This window comes from Candidatus Rhabdochlamydia sp. T3358, from assembly GCF_901000775.1.
Taxonomy (GTDB): domain Bacteria; phylum Chlamydiota; class Chlamydiia; order Chlamydiales; family Rhabdochlamydiaceae; genus Rhabdochlamydia.
In genome coordinates, this window is the sequence record NZ_CAAJGQ010000012.1 from 48,715 (window position 1) to 74,072 (window position 25,358).

Below are 25,358 nucleotides of genomic sequence, written 5' to 3' on the forward strand. Positions count from 1 at the left end.
ACCCATAAGAGGAGTACATGTCTATTTCACCTATAGTATCACTAAATTTACCTGGATCATCATCAACTGATTTTTCATTCTTAAATAATGAAGATGAAGTAGTTTCTTCAAATCAAGATCTTTCTTTAAAAGGTCGGATTAAATCAGTTATTGATCGTCTGGGATACAAAGCATATTCAGTTTTTAACCCACCTTGCATTATGCCTCTAGAACTGGCAGAAGCACAATATGAGGTAAACAAAGAAATTTTTTTTGCACAAGAGCCTTCTTCTTATGAAGAAGCCAAAGAAAAACTATGGTGGTCGATGAATGAATTACAACGCAGAATTATAGAAGAATACGCCGACCCTGAATTTCGCAAAGCAAAAGCAAAAGAATATATAGATGATTCCCCTGAAAGAGGTTTCCCAACTATTGAACGAGGTAAAAAGGACTGGTTTGTGCTTGCTTTTTGCGAGGAGGAAATCTATGAGCTCCATAAAAAAGAACCAGAACATTTAAAACAGTATGTTCCATATGATCTTTTGGTGCTTAAGGGTAGCAATAAACCCATTCTTGATAAACACAGGGAACAATGGGCCCAACTCTCACCTTCTGAAAAAGCAGAAAAGGTTTTTGGAAAACGATGGAAATATGAAGCTGTAGCTGGAGTTTCTGCTGCGACTGCTTGTTTTTTTTTATGCCATTATATTTGGCTTTATCAGCGATTGCAATTGCTTCAACAGCCATCTACATTTTAAAAAAATATAACTAACAGGAGCTTATCTACATGACATTAGGAAAAATTAGAGCCGTATTTCCAGAGGATAATCGAACACCAGATCAAGATTTACTAATTGGGTCTAATTGCTTAGCTTTAACAGATAAAGAAAGAAACTTAATAGAAAATATTAATTTTAAAGGTTATCAGTTTAGCCTTAACGATGAACAAAATGAGAGTCTGAGTATTAGAGTAGGTGAAGCAGTTTCTAAAGCTCAGTTCTGGGGAGCAGCTGGTGGGAGTACAACAGGTGGTGCTGTTGGAGGAGCAGTTGCTTGGTATTGGGTTCCATTGATGCCATTAATCACTATTGCAAGTGGAGTGGGCGGAGCAATTGTAGGAGGAGTGACTGGCTATAATCTTGGAGGAAAATTTGGGCATAGAAGAGTTGTTGAAAATGTTACCCATTCATCGGAGTATCTTCATTGGAGTAATGAAAAGTATGAAAAAATAATTTTCCCAGCACTTTCAAGATTCGTAGATGTTGATGTATGGGAAAGAGTGCCACTTGAGTGCCCAATTACTAATCAGTTTGCAATAGAACCAGTAAGAGATCCCCATGGCCATGTCTTTGAAAACGAAGCTATTATTAATTGGTTAAGAACTTGCGATCAATCCCTATTAAATAGATTATTCGAATTTCCTCCCATTTCTCAAGAAGAACTTGAAAACGCTTTACAGAGACGCTGCCCTCTTAGAGCTGGCTTTATAACAGAAGATCAATTAAAAAAAATCCCAGATTATTATAAAAATATATTTAAAAAGATTAATAAACAATTATAATACGAAGGTTTTATGGCAACGTTTTATTGTTGATCAAGTTAAAAACCAAACACAAGAATTGCCTGAAGAGGTAGCTAAAGTGGTTAAATTTTACTCTATGACTCAAACAGAAAGAAGTATTATTGCAAGTAAAATGAACACAAATCTATTGAAATCTCCAATTGTATCCAATGTATCCAAAAAAGAACTTAAAAAGTTAAATGAACTTATAGCTGCAGCTTCTGAACTACCAGAATTGATCAAGCAAATTGTCTAATCTTTAGCGCACAGACTTTTCTGTATGCTAATTTATTCAAATTACATGATTCAATACTTGCATAGCCCTCATCTTCATCTTTTGTTATCAATTTCTTTAAACCACTTTGGCGCATGCCCTTGATAGGTCATGCCATTTTGTAAAACAAGTTGCGCTGGAACTAGTTTCAAAAAATTCATATTGCATTCAAACCTAACAAAAGGAAAAAGAGAAGTAAATATATTTTTTTATAAACCTTACGCAAGAGCAGTTATTTTAGAAAAATGTTTGCAACATCCTGCTATCATTCGTGATTATGAGTTTCAAATTATCAATCGTTGTTTGAGTGATAAAGAAATGGGAAGGCTTTTAGAAGGTCATTCCATTTACAAAAAAACTATATCTAATTTTTAAATATTTTATTTACATGAATAACTCATTTAAATTTTTATTTCCTTTAATAAAACTATTTTTGTAATATCTCACGTTAAAAAACATATAATTACAGAGGATTATATAAATGGGTGGGGTATTTGCAGCTGGCCAGAAAGCATTCGATAAAGCCTTTAGCTTGATGGACAGTGTTCTAAGGGATACTCTTCCAAGAGTTAATCAAACATTAGGAAATGCTAATCAAACATTAGAGAATTCTAATCAAACATTAGGAAATGCTAATCAAACACTAAATAATTCTAATCAAACACTAGAGAATGCTAATCAAACATTAAGGAATACTAACGAATTAATTAGTGATTTTAAAGGAATTCCTGGGAATTTGACTGAAACCGTCAAAGGAGTCGGGGCTGTTACCAAAATGGGAATGGGAATTGCTGGATTAAAATTTTGTTCTGATATGGGTGTCTCGTGGTATCGAGCCATTAAATTAACAGGAATCGCCAGCAACGCAAGAAATGATTTAAAAAAATTAGTCGATAACACAACCAAAACAGAAGCTGAAATTGTTAACGTTCTAAAAAATACCAGTGGTGACTTAAAATCTTCTGTTGGTCAATTAACCGAAGATGCCCATAAAATGAGTCAAAACTTTGGCCAGATGACAGAATCGCTATCACAATCTTCTACAGAAATATCCGGTGCTGCCAATCAAGCAAGTAGAAATTTTGGTTACATGACCCATATCACATCAGACTTTCTTGCTTACCTCTCTCAAGATATTCATCAGACAAGTCGTTGTTTCAGGATTACTTGCTTTTCTTTGACAACATCCGCATTAGCGGCAACTATGACATATCTTCAAAATTCCAGTTGTGACCGTGATCCGGAGTCTATGCTTTGTACTGCTCCATTAAAAAGTATGGCAGCTACAACGATTGCAGCTGGTTTAATAGCTATGACAATGCTTATGCCAAATAGAGTTCAAGTACATCAGAACAATAAAGTTTTGGCCTCTAATGAAACAACAAGCATTATGGATCATCCAGCTTCGATTCAATTAGAAGAAACTATGAAGCTTAATTTTTTCATTCCGGAAGAAGGTGTCGATCAAAATATTGAATGGACACAAGAGGAGCTAGATTCAATAAAAGCTACAAATATTGATGTTTTGAATCTTATTGAAGCAAAAAGAAAGTTTAAATGTTGCAAATGGACTAAACAAGAGCTGACATGGTTGTTAAACCAAAATGAAAATCTATTTTTTAATATGATATTAAGCATGGTTTACACAGCTTCAGATTGCTTAGATAATAATTAATTTTTTAAATAAACTTTTTAGGAACCAATATGTCGATACCAAATATGTCCGTACAAAATTCATCAATTCCAACAATTACGATGCCCGTAGATACTTTTAATATGATGGTAGAGGGTGGCTATAATCTAAGAATAAGATCTGAAAAAGCAGAAAAAGAGTTAAAAGCAGAAAAACAGTATACTAAAATTTTAGAAGCCAAAAATACAGAACTTGAAAATAGATGCACTAAACTTGAGAGCGAAAAAACCGAAAACGGAAGATTTGTTCAACTTGTTGATGAAAATTTACAATCATCCAAAAGAGTACTTCAATACGTTTGTGCCATTGCTGGTGCTATATTAGGAGGTGGATTAGTATTAGCATTTCCGCCTGTTGGGGCTGCTATTGCCTTAGCTGGAACAGGACCAGCTGCTGCTGGAGTTGCACTCGTTGGTGGAGCTACTGGTGGGTGTCTTGTTGCGCCTGTTATTCACGAAAAAACGCATAAAGCATCCATTCAACAAGTACAAAATTTTAAGGTGAAAGAAGAGGTCTCTAAAAAGGCCAAATAATCAAAGTATTAACCAATAATATCGGGAATATAATTAATATGAGTCCAGTAAATAGTACTATAGCAAATGAGACATCTCCATCAATTAGTAACACATTTTTAAGAGAAAAATATAATCTCACGGAAGAGTATGCAAAAAATCATCCAGAAGACTTTGCAAAAATTCTTTCAGCAGTAAGATGTACCGAAGAGACTCTTCAAATAATGGATAGATTAGAACAAGCTCAAAAAGAAGTCTCTAATGGTATGGCAAGATTAAGGGAAGGCAGCGAAGTAATCCTTGCACGGCTGGATAATATAATCGAAGTGGAGAAAAAAAATACGCAGGCTTTACAAAATCTAGCAAATTCATCGTCAGAGATGAAAGAAATGACATCGAATATTGCAAATTTTGCAAAAAGATTTTTCAATCCTGTAAGGAATGGGTTTTATTTTTTAACCGGACACAGAGAACCAGCAGCGGTATTGCCCAGAGAAGACCAATTAGCTATTAAAGATAATCCAGAAAACACGATTCCTAATACAGATCCAACAAATCAGACATCGGGCGATATAAAAAAAAAAATCACAAGCTTACTGATATTTTTTGCGGTTTCAGGAGGGCTATACTTTTTGCCTGCGGGGGAGCAAAGAAGCTAGTGATATTCATCTATAGCTCCTCAATCAAGTTGATGTCTAAAATCAAACTCTGGCTTCGTCCAAAATGACAACCCAAAAGTAGATTGAACCGTTTATTTAAATTTTGGCGTTACTTGAATTAATCCATCATAGGCTGCGTATTTATAAAGATCATGCAGAGTAGGACAGTTAAATACTTGCGATATTACGTGGTGCAGTGTTTTTTTATCTTCTACGAGGATGACACCATAGTGGATGATTTCAGTGGCAATTCTTCCGATGATATGCACGCCTAAGATTTGTAGGGTATCTTTATGGAAAAGTAGTTTGAGCATTCCGGTTTTTGCTCCCATAATTTTACCTCTGGGCATATTGGTATAATACGCTTTTCCTATAGCGTAAAGGATCTTTTTTTCTTCTGCTTCTTTTGTGGTTAGTCCAATAGTAGATACTTCTGGAATAGTGTAGATCCCATAAGGGAAATAGGTAGGGAGATGTTCTAGATCTTGTGTTTGAAAAATATGAGCCACTGCAATTCTACCCTGTTCCATACTAGTGCTAGCAAGAGCAGGAAAGCCAATGACATCTCCGACTGCGAAGATGTTAGATATGTTAGTGCGATATTGATGATCTACTATAATGAGTTCTCTCTCTCCTATTTTCACTCCTGCTTTTTCTAATTTAAGCTGTTTTATATTTCCACTGCGGCCAGCAGAAAATAAGAACATGTCAACTTCTAGTTTTTTTTTATTTTTTAGATGAACCTCTATAGGTGTCTGATCAGAAGAAGGGACATTAAGGGATTCAATCGAGGTATTAAAAAGGATGTCAATACCAGAGCTTTGCATTTCTTTTACAAGTGCATGGGAAATCTCTTCGTCAAGATGAGGGAGGATTTTTTCTTTATCGTTAATTAAATAGACATGCGTTCCAATGGTTGCAAAAATAGTCGCATACTCACAACCGATGACTCCAGCCCCTACAATACATAAGGAGGAAGGGTGCCTTGTCAATTCTAGAATGGTATCAGAATCGTGAACTCGTTTGTTATCAAAAGGGATATTTGCTGGATGATAAGGGTAGGATCCTGTAGCGATAATGATAAATTCTCCAAAGAGTGAGATGAGGTCTTTACCTTGCACATGAATAGTATGTGCATCTTCAAAATTAGCTATTCCATAAAAGATGCTGACATGATGACGCGATAAATTATCAAAGACCTCTTTGGAAGAAGAATCTCTTACCTGATTCTTACGATACATAAAATCTGTCATAGAGGCTTCATGAGAAAAAGTACGATCAATCCCATAAAGACCTTTTTCTAATTTATCAGAAAAATACAAAGCGGTTTCTCTAAGGGTTTTAGAAGGGAGGGTTCCAGTCACCGTTCCAGCTCCTCCAAATAGCTCTTCCTTTTCAATAATTGCTACTTTATAACCAAAATAAGCCGCTTTGACAGCTGCTTTTTCCCCTGCTGGGCCTGAACCAATTACAATAAGGTCAAATTTTTGCACATTAACTCTTGCTTATGTTAGATAATTAAGTAATTACACAATGCTCGGAAGAATTTCAAGTAGCAAAGGAAACAGATGGATTTAAAAACGCAAACCCAAGCAGATAATTTAATACAAAAAATTAGACATTACTTGATTACTACAATGGGGGTAACAATTAATGAGGCTAGTCCAGAAGAATTTTATCGCGCATTTGCTCTAACATTGCGTGAGGAAATCATGATTAATTGGACGGCTTGTGTGCATACATACAGAGAGAAAAAAGCACGGATGCTTTTTTATCTATGTATGGAATATATGCCTGGGCGTTTTTGTCAAAATAACATTATCAATATTCATGCAACTGATTTAATTAACTATGTATTTAAACAGTTAAATCGCTCTTATCAAGAAGAATTACATTTTGAGCCAGAGCCAGGGCTTGGCAATGGAGGTTTGGGAAGATTAGCTGCTTGTTTAATGGATTCTCTTGCTACTCAGCAAATTCCAGCTATTGGGTTTGGGCTCCGTTATCAATATGGCATTTTTGATCAAGCAGTATGTAATGGGGTTCAGGTAGAGAGACCAGAGGCTTGGCTATTGCATGAAAACCCTTGGGAATATCGTCGTGATATGCATGCGGCCTCTGTTTTTTATGCTGGAAAAGCTGTTCCTGGTAAGAATAAAAAAGGGGTAGATGTCTATGAATTAGCAGACTATGAAGAAGTAAGAGCTCTATCTTATGATATTCCCATTATTGGATACAAAGAAACCCCTGATTTTACAGTAAATACACTGCGTTTATGGACCACAAAAGAATCTCCTCGAAACTTTCAGTTGCAGCGCTACAATGCAGGGATGCTAGGTGCAGCTGCAGAAAATACTAGCCTTACCGATGTGTTATATCCTAATGATCACAATGAAACAGGTAAAAGAATTCGTTTAAAACAGGAATTTCTTCTGGTATCTGCTTCCTTGCAAGATATCATTAGAAGACATCTTTTTATTTTCTCGAATATGAATGAATTTGCAGATAAAGTGCGTATCCATATCAATGATACTCACCCTGCGCTTACCATTGCAGAATTGCAAAGATTACTTATAACAGAGCACGACTTTGGATGGGAAGAAGCCTTAGATGTGGTAAAAACTTGTTGTAACTTTACCAATCACACCATCTTGCGAGAGTCTTTAGAAGAGTGGAATCAAAGTAGTTTGCAATATCTATTACCGCGTCAATACGCGATCATCGAAAAAATCAATCTAGAATTTTGTAATCAGATTCGTCAGAAATACCCAGGAGATGAAGATAGAGTGCGATCTATGTCGATTATTGAAGGAGGTCAGGTCAAGATGGCTAATTTGGCTATTTATGGGTCACATCGAGTAAATGGAGTAGCAGCGTTACATACAGAGATCTTAAAAAAAGAGATCTTTAAAGATTTTTATGAAATGTATCCAGAAAAGTTTGTCAATGTAACCAATGGGGTGACCCCAAGAAGATGGCTTTTAGATTGCAACCCACTTCTTGCTGCATTTATTACAAAAAGAATTGGTAAACAGTGGATTACACAGTTTCAAGAAATACGGGGTCTTGCAAAATTTGCTAATGATTTTGATTCTCAAAAAGAATTTTTAGAAATTAAGAGAAAAAATAAGCAAACATTGCTTGAATGCCTGCAGCATACAAATCCTATACGCGATAGCGCAGGAAAACCTATTGGCCATTACTCTTTTTTAGATGAGAGTGCTCTTTTTGATGTGCAAATCAAACGGATTCACGAGTATAAAAGACAGCTGATGAACCTTATTCATGTAATTATGCTCTATCATGAGCTTCAAGAGAATCCAGAAGCACGCCGTATCAAAAGAATGGTGTTCATTGCTGGTAAAGCAGCTCCTGGGTATGAAGTGGCTAAACAAATCATTCAACTAAGTTACTGTATTTCTAGGCGAATCAATCAAGATCCTAAAACAAATCAGAAATTAAAATTGGTTTTTATAGAGAATTACAATGTATCAAAAGCAGAAACGATTATTCCTGCAGCGGATTTATCAGAGCAAATTTCCACAGCAGGAACAGAAGCATCTGGCACTGGCAATATGAAGTTAGCAATGAATGGAGCATTGACAATTGGAACAGAAGATGGAGCAAACATTGAGATGCATCAACAGGTAACAGATCGCTTTTGGCCTTTTCGTTTTGGTAAAACCGCATTGGAGAATGATTTGATTCGCCATACGGGTAACTATAATCCTTGGGATATCTATATGCAAAACGACTCTATTCGAAAAGCGCTTGATTCTTTACGCGATCAAAGTTTTACGCAAACAGAAGAAGAGCATCAGGCTCTTAGCAATTTGTATCAAAGCCTGCTGCATAATCAGGCAGGGTGCATACCAGATTATTACTTTGTCTTAGGGGACCTATTGGATTATTATAGAACACAGAAGGCAGTAGAGGCTCTATTTTTAAAACCCCAAGAATGGGCAGAGTATGCCCTGCAGAACATAGCAGCCATGGGAAATTTTTCTTCCGATGAATCGATTAAAAATTACGCAAAACTGGTTTGGGATATTCAACCTTGTCCAGTTGATCTTAAAGAGTTAGAAAAAATAAGAATTGAGTATAGTGAGCACGATAAATGTCGTATTTTCCCATCTAGTGTAAATGGTTCTGTAAAAAACCCTTCTTAAGGAAAGTACAATCTCTCTTATTTTTTGATCTCTCTTTTTTGTGGAAGGCCCCATTTGTCAAGCATTTTTTGATACTCTCCAGATTGCTTTAACTGGTGAATCTCCTGATTAAAGGCTTTGATTAAAGAGCCGTTTTTATTACGTGCTGTAATCAGTCTTAACCCCTCATTGGTTAAAGGCGCTGATCCCACCTTTAGCCTATCTTGATAGAGATCTTCGCAATATGCATAGGCGCTTAAAATATCGATTAAAGCAGCATCGAGTACTTTTAAGTTTACATCCTCAAGAGCTTGTGCTTTAGACGAATATTGATGAATTAACACATCTGGAACCGATTCAATTAACAAAACATTAGCATCTGAGAGAACACCAACAGCTTTACCTTTTAGCTGTTTTATAGAAGAGATGTCAGACGACTTATCTACTACAATTACAGGGCCTAACATTAGATAGCTTTCTGAAAAATCAAAACGATCTTTGTTAAAGTTATAGGGAGGAAAAGAAGAGAGCACAGCTTCATATTTTTCTTGAAGTAAGTCTTCTAACAAGTAATGCGCGTCAGTTGTAACTTTAGCAAGGGGGATTTTTTTTGAAACCTTCTGCAAAATTTCTGTAGAAAATCCTACTAACTGTGCATTTCTATCCTCTAAATCCAAAGGATACCAACTAGGATCAAGGGCCACTTTTTGTGGGTGGGTTTTACTCCCACAGCAACAAAGAAGAGCGAGTAGCAATAAGGTAGAAATTTTCTTTAACATAAGATGACCTGTAACACAAATAAGATAAAAAAGTGTATGTTTATCGTTTAAGGTTTTAATTATGTCAAACACTTATCTCATTATCAACTTTGGTGGTCCTAGAGATCTAAAAGAAGTAGAAGGATTTTTAAAAGAATTGCTGACTGACCAGGAAGTGATTCGTACTCCTTTTCCTTCTTTTCTTCATCGTTTATTATTTACCAGAATTGCAAAAAAACGTGCGCTAAAAGTTATTCCTGAATATGAAAAAATCGGTGGTAGATCGCCAATCTATGAAGATACCGAAAAAATGGCTGCAACTTTGCGACAATGTAGAAAAGCACCTGTTCTTACTTTCCACCGTTATTTACCTAAAACACACGCTTGCTTTTTATCTGCTGTTAAGCAAATACCAGAGGATCATCAGATACGGGTTTTCCCCATGTTTCCCCAATTTAGCTATGCTACAACAGGAAGCGTAGCTCTATTTTTTTCTCGTAATTTATGTGGACAGAGTCTGAATCAACTCTCTTGGATTAAATCTTACGCAACCCATCCTTTATATCTTAATGCATTCGAGCAACAAATCCGTCTTTGCTTAAGCGAGCAGAAGCTTAAAGAAGAAGAAGTGTGCTTGCTTTTTTCTGCCCATGCGATCCCTAGAAAGTTTGTTTGCACAGGAGATCCTTATGAAAAAGAATGTCTTTTGAGCTTTTATGCGCTTAAAAAACGGTTTCCTCAAGCGGTTTGTCATTTATCCTATCAATCTCAATTTGATAAGCAAGAATGGCTTCGTCCTTATACAAGTGATGTATGCGAAGAGATTAGTACTTGGGCGCAGGGTAGAAAAACCGTGGTAGTTATTCCTTTAAGCTTTACTTCAGATCATATAGAAACCCTTTTTGAAATCGAAAAACTTTATTTACCAGTCATTCGCAAGCAGGGGTTAACCGCTATTCGCTGCCCCGCTCTCAACCACCATCCCGAGTGGGTTCAAGCAATTCTTACCATTATGGAACAAGAAGAAACATTGCCCAATCAGATGCTCGTTCGCCATCCTACCCATTCTTGCTGTAGTGTATGTATGCCAAGCTGTTGTGTGTGCAAAAAAAAATAAAACATATACAAATATCTATGGTTTAAAGGATAATGGAGAAGAAAATTCCTTTAGCGTTGGTTATTTTTTGAAATGGTAAGGAGTATTTATGGCATATGAAGCTAATGCAGACAGAAGACTACAAAATAAAGCTGTATTAGGAGTTGGTTTAATGATTCTTGGATTGGCGCTTTATCCGCTATCCGATGCTTTCATTAAACATCTCATGGGTACATATAGTGTCTGTCAGGTCACGCTGCTACGTGCATTTACTCGTTTAGTTCCTCTTTTCATCGCAACCTATTTCCAAGGCGGTCCGCGCAAGATTCTTTATTCAAAACACCCAGCTAGTCATCTCACTCGGCTAACGGTTAATTTGATCTATACTTTTTGTTTTATGTTCGCTTTTTCACTCTCTTCTTTAACGACAATCTATACATTTAGCTATACCTCGCCCTTCTTCATGATTGTCTTAGGTTCATTGATGCTCAAAGAAAAAGTAACTCGTGAGAGATGGATTGCTGTAGGAATCGGTCTTATAGGAGTCCTCATCGCTATGCGCCCTGGAGCAAGTGTCATGGAATCAGCAGCATTTTTGGTTCTTTTTGCAACTTTTCTGGGAGCTTTGAACAAGATTCTCATGCGCCGTTTAGCATCAACAGAACATAGCCTTGCCATTGCGATCTATCCAAATCTCGTAATGATCGTGGCTATGTTGATTTTAGCCTTTATTTCTTCAACCTCTCCCAATTGGCTATCTCCTCAGTTTACTCTTGTTTGGAAACCGATGCCTTGGACTCATTGGGGTCTTTTTGCCATTGTAGGTATGCTGACAGCTGGTGCTCAGTACGCTATTGCACAATCACTTCGTTTTGCGCAAGCCTCGATCCTTGCGCCTATTGATTACTCTACCTTCTTCTGGGTAGTAGCTCTTGATTTTACCTGGTGGAACAAAACACCAGACATCTATACGTTAATCGGAGCTATGGTCATTGTTGGAAGTAATTTATTCATTCTCTATAGAACTCGAAAAGAAGAAGCTGCTAAAAAACAAACCTCTTTGGCTTAAAGAGAAACAAGAGAGACCTCAATAATAATCAAAGAATAAGGCTCCGGCTTAGGGGATTCTCTATAAGCAAGATCTGGATGGATAAATATTTCTCTTTTTTCTCCTACTCTCATACCCTGTAGGCTTTGTGAAGCCCAGGGATCATTTCGGAGAGTGAAATGCGTACTCCTGAAGTATTTTCAGATAAAGTTTCGCCATCTAGAGCCCTTTCTCTAAAAGAAATCAAAGGAGTGTTATTTGTATTTTTGAGCTCTTCTCCAGCTCCCGTGGTTGCTATTTTATAATAGAGCTTATCTTTAACTATCTCATGGATATCTTCTCTGTTTGATATCTTGCACAAATAAGATTCAGCAGCTTGGAGGTTAAGAATTTCCTTTTCTTTTATTTTGTTATTTAGAGAGGTGATTAGAGAAGCGTAACAATCCTTTAAAGGTTTTGACTTTTGCAAGAGCGTGCGAGGACAAACTTTTTTTCCTGTGAGATCTTGGAAAAGCTGAAGATTTTTTTCAATGACCGCATAGGATTTTTCTTTATTTACCAGAAAAAACCCAAAAGAACCATCCTTTTCTACTTTAACAAAGCTGTATTTTTCCATAGGGAAAAGATGTTGATGTCTCTCCCCCAAACTTTCCAGTCTTTTTCATCTAAAGCCATCAAATAAAGATGCTGTTCGGGGTTTTTATAAAATACAGGGAAACGAAGATAGCTTAAGCTATAATCAATGCTTCCCATTGGTTTAAGGCCGAATAAAGTATAGGAAAAATCTCCATGGTAGAAAAGCCGTCGAAAGAACCCTTCTAAGATTTTTCTTTCTTCAGGAGAAATGAATTGGAGGCGATGATTAATGGAGGGTTTATTATCTATTTCTTGCGAAATTAAAGGAGCAGAGTAAATCAACAAAAGGGAAAAAAGCAAAAGTAACTTCATCAATTTTCTCTATATCGATTAATATCCCACGATTATTACATTTCCATAGTGAATACGAAAAGGAAAATTGCTAGAAAGCTTTTTTAATTTAAAGGAAGCTTAGCTATGAGAGGTACCTTTTATCATTTCATCATATACTTTACTCATAGGTAGATACATTCCTTGTTTAGAACGCAGTGCTTTATTTCTTGGATCAATATAACAAATCATTTTTCTGAAATGCAACTTTTGTTCGTAGCACGAGAAGAACTCTTCTTTTGATTGAATCATGGCTTTTCCTAAGATAGGAGTGCAATGGAAGATCTTATCTGGCTCAATAATGAGCGCTATGTGAGAAATAAGTTTTGGTTTGTTTTTGTTTCTTGTAAAAAAGATATCCCCGCATTGCGTCTTTTCTAGATTACATTCAATAGGACTCCAATTCTCTAGAGATAAAAGCTGACGAGGCATGTCTCCTATAAAGGTAAGAGGCATGTCGACGTTTAAGGCTTTCTTGAAAATATAGTGAATAGCTGTTAGGCAATCGGTTTTTTCAGGAGCATGTTCACGCAGAGCTGGAGTGCAATACGTGGTTCTTTCTACAAGATCAGAAGCAATTTGTATAATGGGTTTTGCTTGAATAGAAGAATATCTAAAAACTATGAAGTTGCAGGTCCTTAACTTTTTTTTAAGAGCCATTATATTACATCGAGATTTATCTTTTAATTAATTTCTAAATAACATGAAGTGGGTTAGTTCGACTACTTTTTTTTAAATAAGTATTTATATGAAAATAGCTTTTAGTAAATAGAAGATAAGAACGCTAGTGATTGCGCTGGCAGGAAGGGTAATTACCCAGGATAGGGCAATGTCGCGAAGCATCCTAAGGTTTAAGGCGCGGATTCCACGAGCTAACCCTACTCCTAGAACAGCACCGACTAAGCAGTGCGTGGTAGAGACGGGTAGGCCTAATTTAGAAGCTAGGAGGATGGTAATAGCAGTGCCGAATTCAGCAGAGAAGCCACGGGTGGGAGTAAGCTCGGTGATTTTTCTGCCAATGGTGGCAATGACTCTCCAACCCCAAGTTGCAAGACCTGTTACAATTCCTAAGCCTCCAAATACAAGTAGCCAAGAAGGAACCGTTGCTGCTTGAGAAACAACACCTCTATTAATAATATCTAGAACGGCTGCAACAGGACCTATGGCGTTGGCAACATCATTAGCTCCATGACCAAAAGCAACAAAAGAGGCGCTTAAGATTTGTAAATAACCAAACATTTTTTCTACAGAAGTATATTCAGAAGTGCGTTCTAAAAAGTTTGTTTCTTGCCTTAATTGTTGAGAAAGAGATTGTACTTCTTCTACTAAATGTCCTATCTGTTCATGGGTTTCATCATAAGATACCACATGAACGCGCTGAAGGTGCTTAAGCGCTTTTTCTAAACTGATAACCGTTTGAGGAGAATAACGGGAGATAGGGCTTGATTCATTGGGAGAATGTACTCTACGGACTAATAAAAAAGCGATAAAAGAAGCAATGCTGCCAATGACAAAGGCAATAGCTAATACTTGGATAAAAGAAAAATGCCAATCTAAACGCATCAGCCCATTGAACAGTAAGCTTAAGGTAAATACACTAAGAACAATAAAGGTTAATAAGGGAATAAATTTTCTGGCTGCTTCTAAAGGATTCATTGCGTATAAAATATTGCGTTGCAACATATTGAATACAAAGTAGGAGATCATTCCTGCTAAAACAGGGGAGATGAGCCAGCTAGCTGCAATCGAATTTACCGCAGCCCATTGAATGGCATCGATTCCCATGACTGCGCCACCAAAGCCTAAAATAGCGCCTACAATTGCATGTGTTGTAGAAACAGGCCACCCAAAAAAGGAAGCTATTTGTAACCAGACTCCGGTTCCACATAGTGCGGCGCACATTCCTAAGACTAAGATGAGCGGATCTTCTGCAAATAATTGGGTGTGAATCAATCCTTTTTGCATGGTTTCTGAGACGTGAGATCCAAGAAAAAAAGCTCCGCTAAACTCTAAGACAGCTGCTATTATAACAGCTTTTCTTAGAGTGAGAGCGCCAGAGCCAACAGAGGTTCCCATAGCATTAGAAACATCATTGGCTCCAATATTCCAAGCCATGTAAAAGCCAATGGCTAGAACAAGCAGTGTAAGTATTGTTGCATTGTCCATTGTTTATTTTAGTTCTAGGACCATTCGAATGCGGTTTGCTAAGCTCTCGGAAAGATGAGAGATTTTTGCTACTTCTTCAATCAAACTCATCCACAGATAGAAGCCCGGGTTGGAAAGAGAATGAGCTTTGGTGAATAGCTCTTTTTTGAGTACATGCTGCATTTTACTTGCTTCATGTTCGAGATAGGCGGTTTCTTCTACCATTGTTTTTACTTTTTCCGCTTCAATTCCTCCAAAGGAGGATTCTAGTAATTCATCAATTTCTTCAATGATACGCTTAGAATGGATAAATACTTCTTCATTTTTACGAAAAAAGTTTTGCACTTGTGGAAGAAATCCATTGCACTCTTCTAGAGGGCTTAGGGTGAGTAGGGTAGCAATATCTTCTGCTTTATCGGATATATCATCTTGGATAGACAAAATATCGAGGAATTGTGCTCGATCAATGGGTAAAAAGATACTTCTGGGAAGATGGTTGCGAATATCATTTTTAGCTAAATCTGCCTCGTGTTCAAGACGAGAGATTTCGTGCGCTGCTTTTGCAATTTTTTCTGCATCTTTCTTTGCTAAACCAGCAAACATCTGTGAGAGTTTTTCCACACAGTGGGCTACTTTTTTCATATGGGTTTGCAAAGGAGCAAAAGGAGACTTGCCAAAAAGGCGTGCGATGTTAAGCATACAATCCTGTTATAAAATACTCAAATCTCATATCGGAATCTAGCTTTAAAGCTAATTGAATACAACTCTTTTTCAAAGATTGGAAGATTGAAAAATAACCTGCTTTTCTGTTTCTGTCATAGGTCGAAAATCACCTTCGGCAATAGGACCTAAAAGTAATCCACCGATGCGAATACGACTCAATTCTAAAATCTCAAGGTTAGCTCCTTGTACAAGCAAACGAACCTCTCGCTTCTTCCCTTCTTTGACTACAATTTTTAATGTGCCCTTGCGTACTTTTACCACTCGTATAGGTTTTATAAAGGACCCTTCTATAAAAAGTCCTTTAGAAATTTGCTTCAGATGCAAATCGGTCACTTCTTGTAGTGTTTTGATTAAATATTCTTTTTGAATATTAGAAGATGGATGGATCACCTTATTGGCAAAATGCCCATCATTAGTCACTAATAAAAGCCCGGTTGTATCTCTATCTAATCGCCCAATGGTGAATAGACGATAGGGAAGGTGAGTAAATAAATCGACAACTCTTTTTTTTGTTCCTAAAGGAGCATTAGAACAAATAAAGCCATGGGGTTTATTCAAAAGGTAATAAACTTTTTTTTCCTCAGTCTGGATAGGCTCGTTATCTACACAAATTTGATCTTTTTGAGCGCAAACAAGCGTTTGAGGAACAAGTACGACCTCATCATTAACGGTTACTCTACCCTTAAAAATCAACTCTTCTGAAGCCCTTCGAGAGGCCACCCCAGCAGCAGCCAGGACTTTACTTAAACGTTTTTTATCTTCCATAGGGGCAGGATTATATAAGGGATAACAGTAAATTTCAATGATTTAAATTTTTGTTTCAGAAATATACCGAGTAGGTGGATAAGTATTTTACATTACTAAATTTTAGAATACGATGATCTAGTCATTCCCATATTTTGTGGAATAGGAATGATTACGCCATTTCTAACGATTGGTTCCACGCGTTTATGCTCATGCTCCTCTATCCATAAATCGTAGGCTTGCTGCAAATTAAGCCAGAGCTGTGGGGTTGTATCAAATGCTTCAGCAAGCGAAAGTGCAATAGCCGGGGTAATGTTTGCCTCGCCAGATCTAATCTTAAATAACGTGTTTCTAGCAATATCTAACCGATCAAAGAGCTTCTGCAGGTTTAAGTTAAGAGGTTTAATGTAAAGTTCATCAAGGATCTCTCCAGGATGAGTCGGTTTCCTTTTTTTCGCCATATACTAACTCCTTCTAGTGATAGTCGATTAAATCAATGCTATGGGCTTCGCCGCTTTTTTCAAATCGAAAAATGATTATCCAGTTACCATTTACATGTGCTGAATAAAATCTTTTTAGATTCCCCTTTAGTGGATGAAAATTAGAATCTGGAAAATTCATTTCTTTAGCTTCCATAACGCCATTAAGTAGATCTAAAATAAGCTTAATTCTTTTTGGATGAACTGCCTGAATTCCAGTTTTGATTCCAAATTCGAAAAATTTCTTTAATCCCTTGTGTCTGAAAGTTTTAATCGCCATTTAGAATCTCGTTTAGAAGAAATTGTAAACCAATTAGATTACATTATGTCAAAAAAATAATCTTGAGGCTATATCTAAGAGGAAACTTTATTTGTTTCTTTCCATTTAAATTTTTGTTTCGTTTTTTCATTTTTTCTAGTTTTTGCTAATATGATTCCAATAGAGATATTTTAAACGGAAGATATATGTCAAAAAAAGCTACTTTAATCATGATGCGCCATGGACAATCAGAATGGAATAAGCACAATTTATTTACAGGATGGGTGGATATTCCTTTAAGCCAGAAGGGAATCGAAGAGGCAATGGAAGCTGGTAAAAATATGGCTCATATTCCTATCGATTACATTTTTACTTCTACATTGTTTAGAGCGCAAATGACTGCGATGATTGCGATGGCATATCATCAATCAGGAAAAGTCCCTTATTTTATAGAACCAGACAAGAATAAACCGGAAGAATGGTCTCAAATCCATGATGAAAGTGTTAAAAAAGACTGTATACCTGTAGTGAAAGCTTGGCAACTAAATGAAAGAATGTATGGAGATTTACAGGGCTTAAACAAGCAAAAAACAATAGAGCAGTTTGGAAAAGAACAGGTGCAAAAATGGCGTAGAAGTTTTGATGTCCCTCCTCCAGAAGGAGAGAGTTTATCTATGACAGCAGAGCGAACAATACCTTATTTTAAAGAATATATATTGCCTATTTTGCAAAAAGGGAAAAATGTTTTCATTGCAGCTCATGGGAATTCTTTGCGCTCGATTGTGATGTATCTAGATCAGTTGTCTAAAGAGCAGGTAGTAGAATTGGAGCTTGCTACAGGGGAGCCGCTATTTTATACTTTTATGCATAACAATTGGAAAAAAAATGATATATCTTGATCATCATAGCGCTACAAAACCTTCTCTATCTGCTATTGAAAGAATGCTCGTATTTTTTAAAACTGATTGGGGAGATCCTTTAGCACCTCATTTTATGGGACAACAGGTAGTAGCTTCCATAAGGAAAAACACTAAACGTTTTACTGATTTACTAGGATTAAATCCCCTAGACCGCATTTTTTGTTTTCAAAGCCGTCTAGAAGCTTTATCTCATTTGGCATTTTCTCATTACCGCAACACAGTGTATCAAACCGGTAAAAACCAGATTTTAACGACCAACATAGAAGATATAGGTTCGTTAGAGATCTGGCGAGAGTTAGAAGATATAGGGTGTATATGTAGGCAAATAGAGGTCAATGAGCAAGGGCAAATCACTCAAGAGATGTTAGATAAGGCTTTACTTCCTAAAGTTTCTATTTTAAGCCTATCTTGGGCAAGTCCCATGACTGGTATTATCCATCCATTAGCCGACTTAGCAGCGCTATGCAAAGAAAGAGGAATTCTTTTGCATGTGGATGCAAGCTCTGTATTAGGGAAAGCCCATCTTTGTTTGCGTGATCTTCCTATTGATTTTCTGACATTAGAAGGGTCTTTGATTCATGCACCTCAAGGAACATCTGTCATGATTGTTAAAGAGCATACTTTGTTTTCCTGCCCGCAGCAGCAAATGCCCGCTTCTTTAGCTTGTTTAGTAGCAGCTCTTGAAGAGAATATCGCTCTTTTTGAATCTACTTGCTTAGAAACTGCAAGACTGCGTGATGAATTTGAACAAAAGATCTCTCTACAAATTAGCGATGCCAAGATTCTCTTTACCCATGTAGAAAGGCTTCCTAATTGCTCTGTTATTGCCTTCCCAGCCATACATGCAGAAGCGCTTTTGTATCTACTGAACCGTAAGGGGGTGTTTGCTTCTATAGGATCTGGGCAGTATCAATTGCTTTCTCAAATACTGATTAAATGTAATATTGCACCTGAGCTAGCCTATACGGCAATCAGTTTTAGCCTTTCTTATGAAACAACAGAAGACCAAATAGAAGCAGCTGTTTGCATCATTGTAGATTGTGTGAGACAATTAAAAAAAATGACTCTTTTAGGAGATGCCTTATGATAGAAAGTCATTCTTGGATGCAATATAGCAAACGTCTTGCGCAAAAAATTGAAAAGCCTTTGTATGTAGGTGCATTTTCTCTTGAGGAAGCACAAGCTAAGGGGATGAGATTAGCTATCGGCACACAGGGAAATTATCAATTAGGAAAATGGATTAAAATTTACTTGCTTGTAGATGAAAGTGATGGTGTTATTGCTGATGCAAAATTTCAGATGTTTGGTCCTTCTTGCTTAATTGGTGCTTTAGAAGCTGCATGTGAAGTTTTAATGCGCAAAAATTACGATCAGGCAGCTCTTTTAAGCGTGGATTTAATTGATAAACAAGTACGTGATAAAAGTCAGATTCCTGCTTTTCCTGAATCTGCTTTTTCTTATTTAAACCTTGTTATTGATGCAATTGAAGATGCAGTAGAGTCTTGTAGAGATATTGTCCTTCCACATAATTATGTGCCAACTCCTTTGGCTTCTCTTTTGCATAATCAAGAGGAGTATCCAGGATGGAAAGATCTTAGTCATGAACAAAAAATAGCTGTATTAGACACAGTGATTGCAAATGATATTCGCCCTTACATAGAATTAGATGCAGGAGGAATTGAGATTAAAGAGCTCACCTTGGATAATCAAGTAATTATTGCTTATCAAGGAGCTTGTACTTCTTGTCCTTCTGCAATAGGATCAACTCTGCAAGCGATTGAAGGGATTTTGCAAGCAAAGGTATATTCTGGTTTGTCGGTTAAACCAGACCTTTCCTTATTAAACTATTAGAAGGTTCATGCTGCACATTTTTCTTTGAAATTTGATGAGCAATAGAATTCTATTGTTCATCGATTAGGCTTTTAATAGTTTGTAATAAGAGGGTCAAGCGTAACTCATCTTCTTTTGATCCAAGAGCTTTTGCCCTAGCCAATCCATTTTTAGCAGTTTCTCTTGCATCCTCAATATCATTTATAGCTAATTTAAGCTGTGCTTCCAAGTAGTCTGCATGCATAGCAAGTCTTTCATTTGATATTTGAGGTCGAACTTCGTCGATAATTTTTTGTGAAAGATCGTATTTTTTTTGAAGCAGATACACCTTACCCAACCGAATATTGATACGAATACCATCATTAATTGCATTCGCTTTTTTAAAACATTCAAGTGCTATCAAATAAGAATCTATGGCCTTTTCTAAATCTCCTTTTGGGTTATCTGCATGCGCAGCTCCCAAATTAAAATAGACTCTTCCTTTTGATTTTGCATTATCGATGTTCTTTTTGGTATAAATAAGAGCGGCTTCTTCAGCAGTTTCAACAGCACGAAGATAGGATATTTGCTGTGCTTGCTCTTCCTTCTCTTTAGCTGCAAAAGCACGATAAACAGCTGATTTTAGACAAAATGATTGAATAAAAAGGGTTGGGTCTATAAAGTTTTCCGACAATTTGTGACAACGATTGCCGTCGTATATAAGGACTTGAGTATATTCGCCTAAGTAGAAGGCTATTGAAAGCTAATTGAGCGCAAATTGTTGCTTCATCTTTAGATCTATTGGCATTTTTAGCAAATTCTAAGGCAATTTTGCCCTTAGCAATGATTTCTTTCCAGTCTTCTAATTTAGTAAGGATTTCAAAGTTTTCAAAATATAGTTCAATAGGATCAACAACATTGACAAGATGATCAGAGTCTTCAGAAGAGTTAGCAGAAGGCATAGGTATACATCCTAAGGCGAATGTAACATAATAGACGGCACATGTTAAAAAAATAATTGCAATACGCAAGCGTATATTTTTTGAAAAAGTATTCAAGATAATACTCCTGTTATTTTTTTCTTCTAATAGGAGATAATAAAAAATATTTTATTTCAAAGTGTTTTTTCTGAAGTTCTTTTCTCTATTTATTTGGAGATTGTTTAAAGTATTACTGTCTTTAGAAAGGGCAGATGCTGAAATAAGTTTGCTAGTTCAATAAGCGCTTTTTCAAACTACTTCCTGAAAAAAAAAGCATAACAGTGTGTAGTGACTGGAGCAAACTAAGAGAGATTTACTCTTTAACAGGAAAAACTAGCATAAAAAAGACCAAAGATTGCGCCAAACCTTGTAACTGTTTTTCAAATGTATTTAAGGAGTAGAAATTTCTGCAGCGTTAAGGGAAATCATTACGCCGGAAGGAAGTTGCAAATTCAGTGTGCCATCCGGATTTATGGAATGACAGACTCCTTGCATTTTTTGATTTCCCACTTGGCAGACAATCTCTTCACCATGAAAAGCGAGCAGCTTTTGATAGATAGGTTGAAAATGAGTAAATCCAGAAGAAGAAAGCAATCTGAGATAGTTATAAAATGTATATAAAATAGGGTTTAAAATACTGCCTAGTACCCAGGTCTTTTTACTAAAGAGCATTAAAGATGTAGCTTTTTGATCGACCTTTTTCAAATGCTCTTCATGCACATTTACATTAAGGCCCATTCCAAGTACAATTTCTAGCTTTTTAGAATGAAGCACCTCTACTAAGATACCTGCTATTTTTCTCTTATTGAGCAATAGATCATTTGGCCATTTAAGTTGTATAGGAAACCCTTTATTTTCTAAAACATGATTGCAAGCTAGTGCTAGAATTTGTCCTAGATTTATCAGATAAGGGTAATCTAAAGGAAGCGTAAAAAATAAGGTTACATGAATATGCCCAGGAGCAGAAACCCAGATGCGCTTAAATCTACCATATCCTTTTGTTTGTTGATTAGCTGTAATAACACTTATATGATTCTGATTTAAAAGAGCCGTATTTCTTTTAGCCCAACTATTTGTAGAATCAATTGTTACAAAATGGATATAGTCAAATTTTGGTTTAATAGGTAAATCCATAGGGGTTCTCCTAGACAAAATTGCATTAAATACGTAATTCGTGTCCAATAGGTATATTTAAAGAAGCTAATTATGTGGGATCATCGATATTTAAGTCGCCTTGATTTTAGAATGATTCCCATTATATTGGTTTTAATGGTAATTAGCGTGCTGGTTATTGCTTCGATGACGGGTGCTAATTTTGATGAAGAAGAGACTACCGTATTTACCATATGGGTCATGAAGCAAATACGATTTTTTATTATTGGCTGGGTTGTCTATTTTATAATTGCTGCATTAGACTATCGTAAATTTAAAGAATGGGTATGGCTTTTTTATTTAGGGATACTCATTTTACTGATAGGGCTTTTTTTTATTCCTACAGTACATAATGTACAAAGATGGTATAGAGTTCCTGGTATTCCTTTTGATATACAGCCGTCTGAAGGAGCAAAATTGGTGGTGATAATGGCTTTGAGTTTATATTTGGAGAATCATAAGCGACACATCCAATATATGCGTGTTCCTTATCAAGCTTTACTCATTGTTCTTATTCCTTTTTTTTTGATTTTAAAACAACCTGATTTAGGTACGGCTCTTGTTTTATATCCTATTGCGCTTATTTTATTTTATTTAGGAGGAGTGCGAAAAAAAATCATTAAAATCATGTCTTATTTAGCATTATTTGCCTTGGGCTGTGTGAGTCTAGTTTTTTTAAATATTTTATCTCATGAGCAGATTCGTCCTTATGCAACTAAGATTTTAAAGGAATATCAATATGAAAGACTCAATCCAAATACCTATCATCAAAGAGCTTCTCAAACAGCAACTGCATTAGGGTCTTGGACTGGTAGTGGCTGGCGTAATAGCGAATTTTCTGGTAAACAATGGTTGCCTGCCGCTCATACAGACTCTGTATTTGCTGCTTTTTCTGAAGAATTTGGTGTAATAGGAGTGTTTTTCTTGCTGCTCTTTTTTTCTGGATTGATCTATTTTGGATTTCAGGTAACTGCAATAGCAAATGATGATTTTGGACGCTTGCTATCTGCAGGGATTACAGCTTATTTAGCTGTACATATGATTATCAATATGGGGATGATGTGCGGTTTTTTACCTATTACTGGGGTGCCTTTGCTATTGATTACCTATGGTGGATCGTCGGTAATTTCGACAATGGCAGCTTTAGGAATTTTACAAAGTATTTATAGCAGAAGGTTTATGTTTTAATGAATCAACATTCATTTCTTTTTAACTCAGGCACTTGGTTAGGGCAGGGGACGATTCAACTGAATATGGTAGCAGAAGAGCTTGCTTTTTTTACCCGTTGGAATATAGAAAATAAAGATGGCTCAAATAAAATTGCTTGCGAGCAAGAGATACAAATCAAGGGGTTTGCTGATATGATGCGTAATCAATTTTGTATTTCTCATATGGAGCATGGAGAATTTATCATTGATTTAGAAAATCAAGCAGTAGGTAAAATTCAAGGTAAGGGTTTAATCAATGATAAAATTATTGCCTGGGAATTTCGGATCAATGAGATTGGCTTTGAGGGCTTTGAGGTTTATGAAAAACAGGAAGACCAAAGCTATTTACTGCGAGCAGAATATGCAACAGCAGATCAATTTCGCACTCTTATTCAAGGACGTGTATGGGAAAAAGTCGATTAGTAGCTATTACTTTTATAGCATTATTAACGGGTTGTTGTTCCTCTTATTTTGCAATGACCGATAGGAGTTTTTGTGAAATTGAGATGGGTGTTTTTATTAATGAAATACAGTGTCAGGTAGGGGATCCTTATGCAATTTGTATACGTGAAGATGGTGCAGAAGAATACCAATATATAGAAAGGATTGACTTAGGCAATGGCCTTGTTATGGAAAAACATTATTTTTTGATAGTAAAAGATGATAGAGTCATTAGCAAACGCCTAGTACGTAGAATTCCTCCTGCTTATAATCTTCTTTATGAAACAGAACCTAACTACCCATCATATAACTATCCATTGTACCCTTGACAGCAATAAATACCTCTACTTCTTTAGGCGACTCGGAGGTAAATTTATCTCCGTAAACTTCGTAATCACTGGTACATACACGTTCCAAATCTGCTTGCTGCCAAACATTCTCCCATGTTTTAAGTAAATTTTCAGGATATTCTCCAACTGCACGAAAAACCGCGTAAGACCCAGGTGAAATCATTTTAGCGACCATTCCTTCAGGAACAAGCATCCAGTGAGCTAACAGGACACCCGATCACAAGTGAGTATGGCTGTGTATAATCACCTTCCTTATACGCATCCGCATGCCGCAATAAAGAGCAATGACTTCCTGGAAGACTTTATTTGGAATTTGATTGATGATATTTTCGCTGTAAAACTTTTCCCAATGCTATGGAATATCATGAGGACCTGCCTCAGGAGCATTGGATGTTCGGCACTCAATTCCTACCACTAGCATAGAAGGTCTTTGAACAACTGTGTAATTTCCCATTATGCATCTCTATTGTTAAAAATATTTAGGAACTGCTTAATTATTTTGTAAAAAATATTCGGCATCGATCAGATTAGAGCTAGTTTTCTCTTTAAAGCATTTTATTTCCAAGACCAATTTTGGTTCCATGATAGTTCCTGAATATGTGGAAGATGATCCTTGTTCATTTAATCTAATATTACTAAAGTTTGTATCTAATGAACCTGAAGTATTTTTGTTTGTTTTTAGATAATTATAACTTTTTGTCCGATCTGTTGAAGAGCTCACAGAGAAGTATTTGTACCCGTTTTGGATAGTTAGTTCAGAAGCTCTTCTTAAAGCATACTGCATAACTTTTTCCTGAGAAGTAAACTCATTTCCTTTAAAGGTAACCATAAAAGAGTCAGGGGTGGTTTTTATTTCTGAATATCCACCATTAAATCCTAATGCTTTATAGCTAGTAGCACATCCAGAAAGAATAAGAAAGGCTGCTGTCGAAATAGAAAAAACGATAAATGGGAATTTCATAATGACCTTTAACTTTTAAAAAATAATAGTTTATTTATAGGAAAATTAAGTAGCAAGAAGCAGAGGATACAACAAATGTTATATCCTCCTAAAAACAAAAAACGATACTCATCGCTTTTTATTAATAATTTTTTAAGCAGCTTTAGCCGGCTTACCTGTAGAAGATAATTGCTTAACTGTAATGTGTACACCAGCTGCAACAGGAAGCACTTTCAATTTATCAAGTGTGTCCAATGTTGGGTCTAGAATCTCTAACATACGACTACAGGTACGTGTTTCAAACTGCTCATGAGATTTACGATCACCATGAGGAGATCTTAAGACGGTATACCCTTGTTTTTTAGTAGGCAGAGGAATAGGACCTGCTACTCTAGCTCCGGTGCGTTTTGCTGTCTCGACAATATCAACTACAGCACGATCTAAAACGCGTTGGTCATAGCCTTTAAGGCAAATACGTATTTTCTTTTTTTCTTTTTTAGCCATATATACT

At 36.3% G+C, this 25,358-nt stretch carries 32 protein-coding genes; 15 read left to right on the forward strand and 17 right to left on the reverse strand.

Annotated features, from left to right (window positions below; genetic code table 11):
- The first annotated feature begins 17 nt into the window (after positions 1–17).
- From RHTP_RS03290 to RHTP_RS03310, 6 genes are all read left to right on the forward strand, one after another.
- Entirely contained in the window at positions 18–740 is a 723-nt protein-coding gene (locus RHTP_RS03290; protein WP_138106707.1) for a hypothetical protein, read from the forward strand.
- Between the two features lie 29 nt (positions 741–769).
- Positions 770–1,543: a U-box domain-containing protein gene (locus RHTP_RS03295; protein ID WP_138106708.1), complete on the forward strand. Its 774-nt coding sequence runs from the start codon at positions 770–772 to the stop codon at positions 1,541–1,543.
- A gap of 79 nt (positions 1,544–1,622) precedes the next feature.
- Positions 1,623–1,799, forward strand: coding sequence for a hypothetical protein (locus RHTP_RS08790; RefSeq protein WP_171005720.1), 177 nt, complete (start codon positions 1,623–1,625; stop codon positions 1,797–1,799).
- A 499-nt stretch (positions 1,800–2,298) separates the two neighbouring features.
- A complete protein-coding gene (locus tag RHTP_RS03300) occupies positions 2,299–3,492 on the forward strand; it encodes a hypothetical protein (protein WP_138106709.1) in 1,194 nt (397 codons plus the stop codon).
- A 29-nt stretch (positions 3,493–3,521) separates the two neighbouring features.
- A complete protein-coding gene (locus RHTP_RS03305) occupies positions 3,522–4,043 on the forward strand; it encodes a hypothetical protein (protein ID WP_138106710.1) in 522 nt (173 codons plus the stop codon).
- Between the two features lie 38 nt (positions 4,044–4,081).
- Complete coding sequence (locus tag RHTP_RS03310; RefSeq protein ID WP_138106711.1) at positions 4,082–4,681, forward strand: hypothetical protein; 600 nt, start codon at positions 4,082–4,084, stop codon at positions 4,679–4,681.
- Between the two features lie 92 nt (positions 4,682–4,773).
- Here the strand turns inward: RHTP_RS03310 and sthA are convergent, their stop codons facing one another.
- Entirely contained in the window at positions 4,774–6,174 is a 1,401-nt protein-coding gene (sthA, locus tag RHTP_RS03315; RefSeq protein WP_138106712.1) for a Si-specific NAD(P)(+) transhydrogenase, read from the reverse strand.
- A gap of 75 nt (positions 6,175–6,249) precedes the next feature.
- Here sthA and glgP point away from each other — a divergent pair, with 75 nt between their 5' ends.
- On the forward strand, positions 6,250–8,850 hold the full coding sequence (glgP, locus tag RHTP_RS03320; RefSeq protein ID WP_138106713.1) for a glycogen/starch/alpha-glucan family phosphorylase: 2,601 nt from the start codon (positions 6,250–6,252) through the stop codon (positions 8,848–8,850).
- 17 nt (positions 8,851–8,867) lie between these two features.
- On the opposite strand, the gene RHTP_RS03325 is transcribed toward glgP, so the two are convergent.
- Entirely contained in the window at positions 8,868–9,608 is a 741-nt protein-coding gene (locus tag RHTP_RS03325) for a substrate-binding periplasmic protein (protein ID WP_138106714.1), read from the reverse strand.
- A gap of 61 nt (positions 9,609–9,669) precedes the next feature.
- Here RHTP_RS03325 and hemH point away from each other — a divergent pair, with 61 nt between their 5' ends.
- Both hemH and RHTP_RS03335 read left to right on the forward strand, forming a co-directional pair.
- A complete protein-coding gene (gene hemH / locus RHTP_RS03330) occupies positions 9,670–10,704 on the forward strand; it encodes a ferrochelatase (RefSeq protein ID WP_138106715.1) in 1,035 nt (344 codons plus the stop codon).
- A gap of 88 nt (positions 10,705–10,792) precedes the next feature.
- Positions 10,793–11,752, forward strand: coding sequence for a DMT family transporter (locus RHTP_RS03335; protein ID WP_138106716.1), 960 nt, complete (start codon positions 10,793–10,795; stop codon positions 11,750–11,752).
- Here the strand turns inward: RHTP_RS03335 and RHTP_RS09110 are convergent.
- The 9 genes from RHTP_RS09110 to RHTP_RS03380 form a co-directional block, all read right to left on the reverse strand.
- Positions 11,749–11,865 carry an FKBP-type peptidyl-prolyl cis-trans isomerase gene (locus tag RHTP_RS09110; RefSeq protein WP_138106717.1) on the reverse strand — a complete coding sequence of 39 codons (117 nt, stop codon included), beginning with the start codon at positions 11,863–11,865 and terminating at the stop codon, positions 11,749–11,751. The genes RHTP_RS03335 and RHTP_RS09110 overlap by 4 nt on opposite strands.
- On the reverse strand, positions 11,862–12,347 hold the full coding sequence (locus RHTP_RS03345; protein WP_138106718.1) for a hypothetical protein: 486 nt from the start codon (positions 12,345–12,347) through the stop codon (positions 11,862–11,864). Before RHTP_RS03345 ends, RHTP_RS09110 begins: the two co-directional genes overlap by 4 nt.
- Positions 12,320–12,679: a hypothetical protein gene (locus tag RHTP_RS03350; protein WP_138106719.1), complete on the reverse strand. Its 360-nt coding sequence runs from the start codon at positions 12,677–12,679 to the stop codon at positions 12,320–12,322. Before RHTP_RS03350 ends, RHTP_RS03345 begins: the two co-directional genes overlap by 28 nt.
- Before the next feature lie 99 nt (positions 12,680–12,778).
- The gene (locus RHTP_RS03355; protein ID WP_138106720.1) at positions 12,779–13,357 is read right to left on the reverse strand and encodes a hypothetical protein; all 579 of its coding nucleotides are present in this window, start codon (positions 13,355–13,357) and stop codon (positions 12,779–12,781) included.
- Positions 13,358–13,441: 84 nt separating this feature from the next.
- Complete coding sequence (locus RHTP_RS03360) at positions 13,442–14,863, reverse strand: inorganic phosphate transporter (RefSeq protein ID WP_138106721.1); 1,422 nt, start codon at positions 14,861–14,863, stop codon at positions 13,442–13,444.
- A 3-nt stretch (positions 14,864–14,866) separates the two neighbouring features.
- Positions 14,867–15,541 carry a TIGR00153 family protein gene (locus RHTP_RS03365; protein ID WP_138106722.1) on the reverse strand — a complete coding sequence of 225 codons (675 nt, stop codon included), beginning with the start codon at positions 15,539–15,541 and terminating at the stop codon, positions 14,867–14,869.
- Positions 15,542–15,613: 72 nt separating this feature from the next.
- Complete coding sequence (locus RHTP_RS03370; RefSeq protein ID WP_138106723.1) at positions 15,614–16,330, reverse strand: pseudouridine synthase; 717 nt, start codon at positions 16,328–16,330, stop codon at positions 15,614–15,616.
- 95 nt (positions 16,331–16,425) lie between these two features.
- Positions 16,426–16,770: a HigA family addiction module antitoxin gene (locus tag RHTP_RS03375; RefSeq protein WP_138106724.1), complete on the reverse strand. Its 345-nt coding sequence runs from the start codon at positions 16,768–16,770 to the stop codon at positions 16,426–16,428.
- A gap of 13 nt (positions 16,771–16,783) precedes the next feature.
- Positions 16,784–17,068 carry a type II toxin-antitoxin system RelE/ParE family toxin gene (locus RHTP_RS03380; RefSeq protein WP_138106725.1) on the reverse strand — a complete coding sequence of 95 codons (285 nt, stop codon included), beginning with the start codon at positions 17,066–17,068 and terminating at the stop codon, positions 16,784–16,786.
- A 185-nt stretch (positions 17,069–17,253) separates the two neighbouring features.
- On the opposite strand from RHTP_RS03380, the gene RHTP_RS03385 reads away from it, so the two are divergent.
- The 3 genes from RHTP_RS03385 to RHTP_RS03395 are packed head-to-tail and all read left to right on the forward strand — an operon-like array spanning position 17,254 to position 19,818.
- Positions 17,254–17,946, forward strand: a complete 693-nt coding sequence (locus tag RHTP_RS03385) for a 2,3-bisphosphoglycerate-dependent phosphoglycerate mutase (RefSeq protein ID WP_138106726.1) — start codon at positions 17,254–17,256, stop codon at positions 17,944–17,946.
- Positions 17,933–19,054 carry a cysteine desulfurase family protein gene (locus RHTP_RS03390; protein WP_138106727.1) on the forward strand — a complete coding sequence of 374 codons (1,122 nt, stop codon included), beginning with the start codon at positions 17,933–17,935 and terminating at the stop codon, positions 19,052–19,054. Before RHTP_RS03385 ends, RHTP_RS03390 begins: the two co-directional genes overlap by 14 nt.
- The gene (locus tag RHTP_RS03395) at positions 19,051–19,818 is read left to right on the forward strand and encodes a NifU family protein (RefSeq protein ID WP_138106728.1); all 768 of its coding nucleotides are present in this window, start codon (positions 19,051–19,053) and stop codon (positions 19,816–19,818) included. Before RHTP_RS03390 ends, RHTP_RS03395 begins: the two co-directional genes overlap by 4 nt.
- Before the next feature lie 49 nt (positions 19,819–19,867).
- Here the strand turns inward: RHTP_RS03395 and RHTP_RS03400 are convergent, their stop codons facing one another.
- The 3 genes from RHTP_RS03400 to RHTP_RS03410 all read right to left on the reverse strand — a co-directional run bounded on the left by RHTP_RS03400 (position 19,868) and on the right by RHTP_RS03410 (position 21,890).
- Positions 19,868–20,470 (reverse strand): hypothetical protein, encoded by a 603-nt coding sequence (locus tag RHTP_RS03400; protein WP_171005721.1) that lies wholly within the window; start codon positions 20,468–20,470, stop codon positions 19,868–19,870.
- Entirely contained in the window at positions 20,388–20,834 is a 447-nt protein-coding gene (locus RHTP_RS03405) for a hypothetical protein (RefSeq protein ID WP_138106730.1), read from the reverse strand. Before RHTP_RS03405 ends, RHTP_RS03400 begins: the two co-directional genes overlap by 83 nt.
- Before the next feature lie 312 nt (positions 20,835–21,146).
- Positions 21,147–21,890 (reverse strand): biotin--[acetyl-CoA-carboxylase] ligase, encoded by a 744-nt coding sequence (locus tag RHTP_RS03410; protein WP_138106731.1) that lies wholly within the window; start codon positions 21,888–21,890, stop codon positions 21,147–21,149.
- Between the two features lie 72 nt (positions 21,891–21,962).
- Here RHTP_RS03410 and RHTP_RS03415 point away from each other — a divergent pair, with 72 nt between their 5' ends.
- From RHTP_RS03415 to RHTP_RS03425, 3 genes are read left to right on the forward strand one after another with little or no spacing between them, the layout of a single operon-like run.
- Positions 21,963–23,096, forward strand: a complete 1,134-nt coding sequence (locus RHTP_RS03415; protein WP_138106732.1) for an FtsW/RodA/SpoVE family cell cycle protein — start codon at positions 21,963–21,965, stop codon at positions 23,094–23,096.
- Positions 23,096–23,539 carry a hypothetical protein gene (locus RHTP_RS03420; protein ID WP_138106733.1) on the forward strand — a complete coding sequence of 148 codons (444 nt, stop codon included), beginning with the start codon at positions 23,096–23,098 and terminating at the stop codon, positions 23,537–23,539. Before RHTP_RS03415 ends, RHTP_RS03420 begins: the two co-directional genes overlap by 1 nt.
- A complete protein-coding gene (locus RHTP_RS03425) occupies positions 23,521–23,886 on the forward strand; it encodes a hypothetical protein (protein WP_138106734.1) in 366 nt (121 codons plus the stop codon). Before RHTP_RS03420 ends, RHTP_RS03425 begins: the two co-directional genes overlap by 19 nt.
- Here RHTP_RS03425 and RHTP_RS03430 read toward each other — a convergent pair.
- From RHTP_RS03430 to rpsJ, 3 genes are all read right to left on the reverse strand, one after another.
- Complete coding sequence (locus tag RHTP_RS03430; protein WP_138106735.1) at positions 23,849–24,100, reverse strand: GyrI-like domain-containing protein; 252 nt, start codon at positions 24,098–24,100, stop codon at positions 23,849–23,851. The genes RHTP_RS03425 and RHTP_RS03430 overlap by 38 nt on opposite strands.
- Before the next feature lie 297 nt (positions 24,101–24,397).
- Positions 24,398–24,868: a CC0125/CC1285 family lipoprotein gene (locus tag RHTP_RS03435; RefSeq protein WP_138106736.1), complete on the reverse strand. Its 471-nt coding sequence runs from the start codon at positions 24,866–24,868 to the stop codon at positions 24,398–24,400.
- A 132-nt stretch (positions 24,869–25,000) separates the two neighbouring features.
- Entirely contained in the window at positions 25,001–25,351 is a 351-nt protein-coding gene (gene rpsJ, locus RHTP_RS03440) for a 30S ribosomal protein S10 (RefSeq protein WP_138106737.1), read from the reverse strand.
- Positions 25,352–25,358 lie beyond the last annotated feature (7 nt).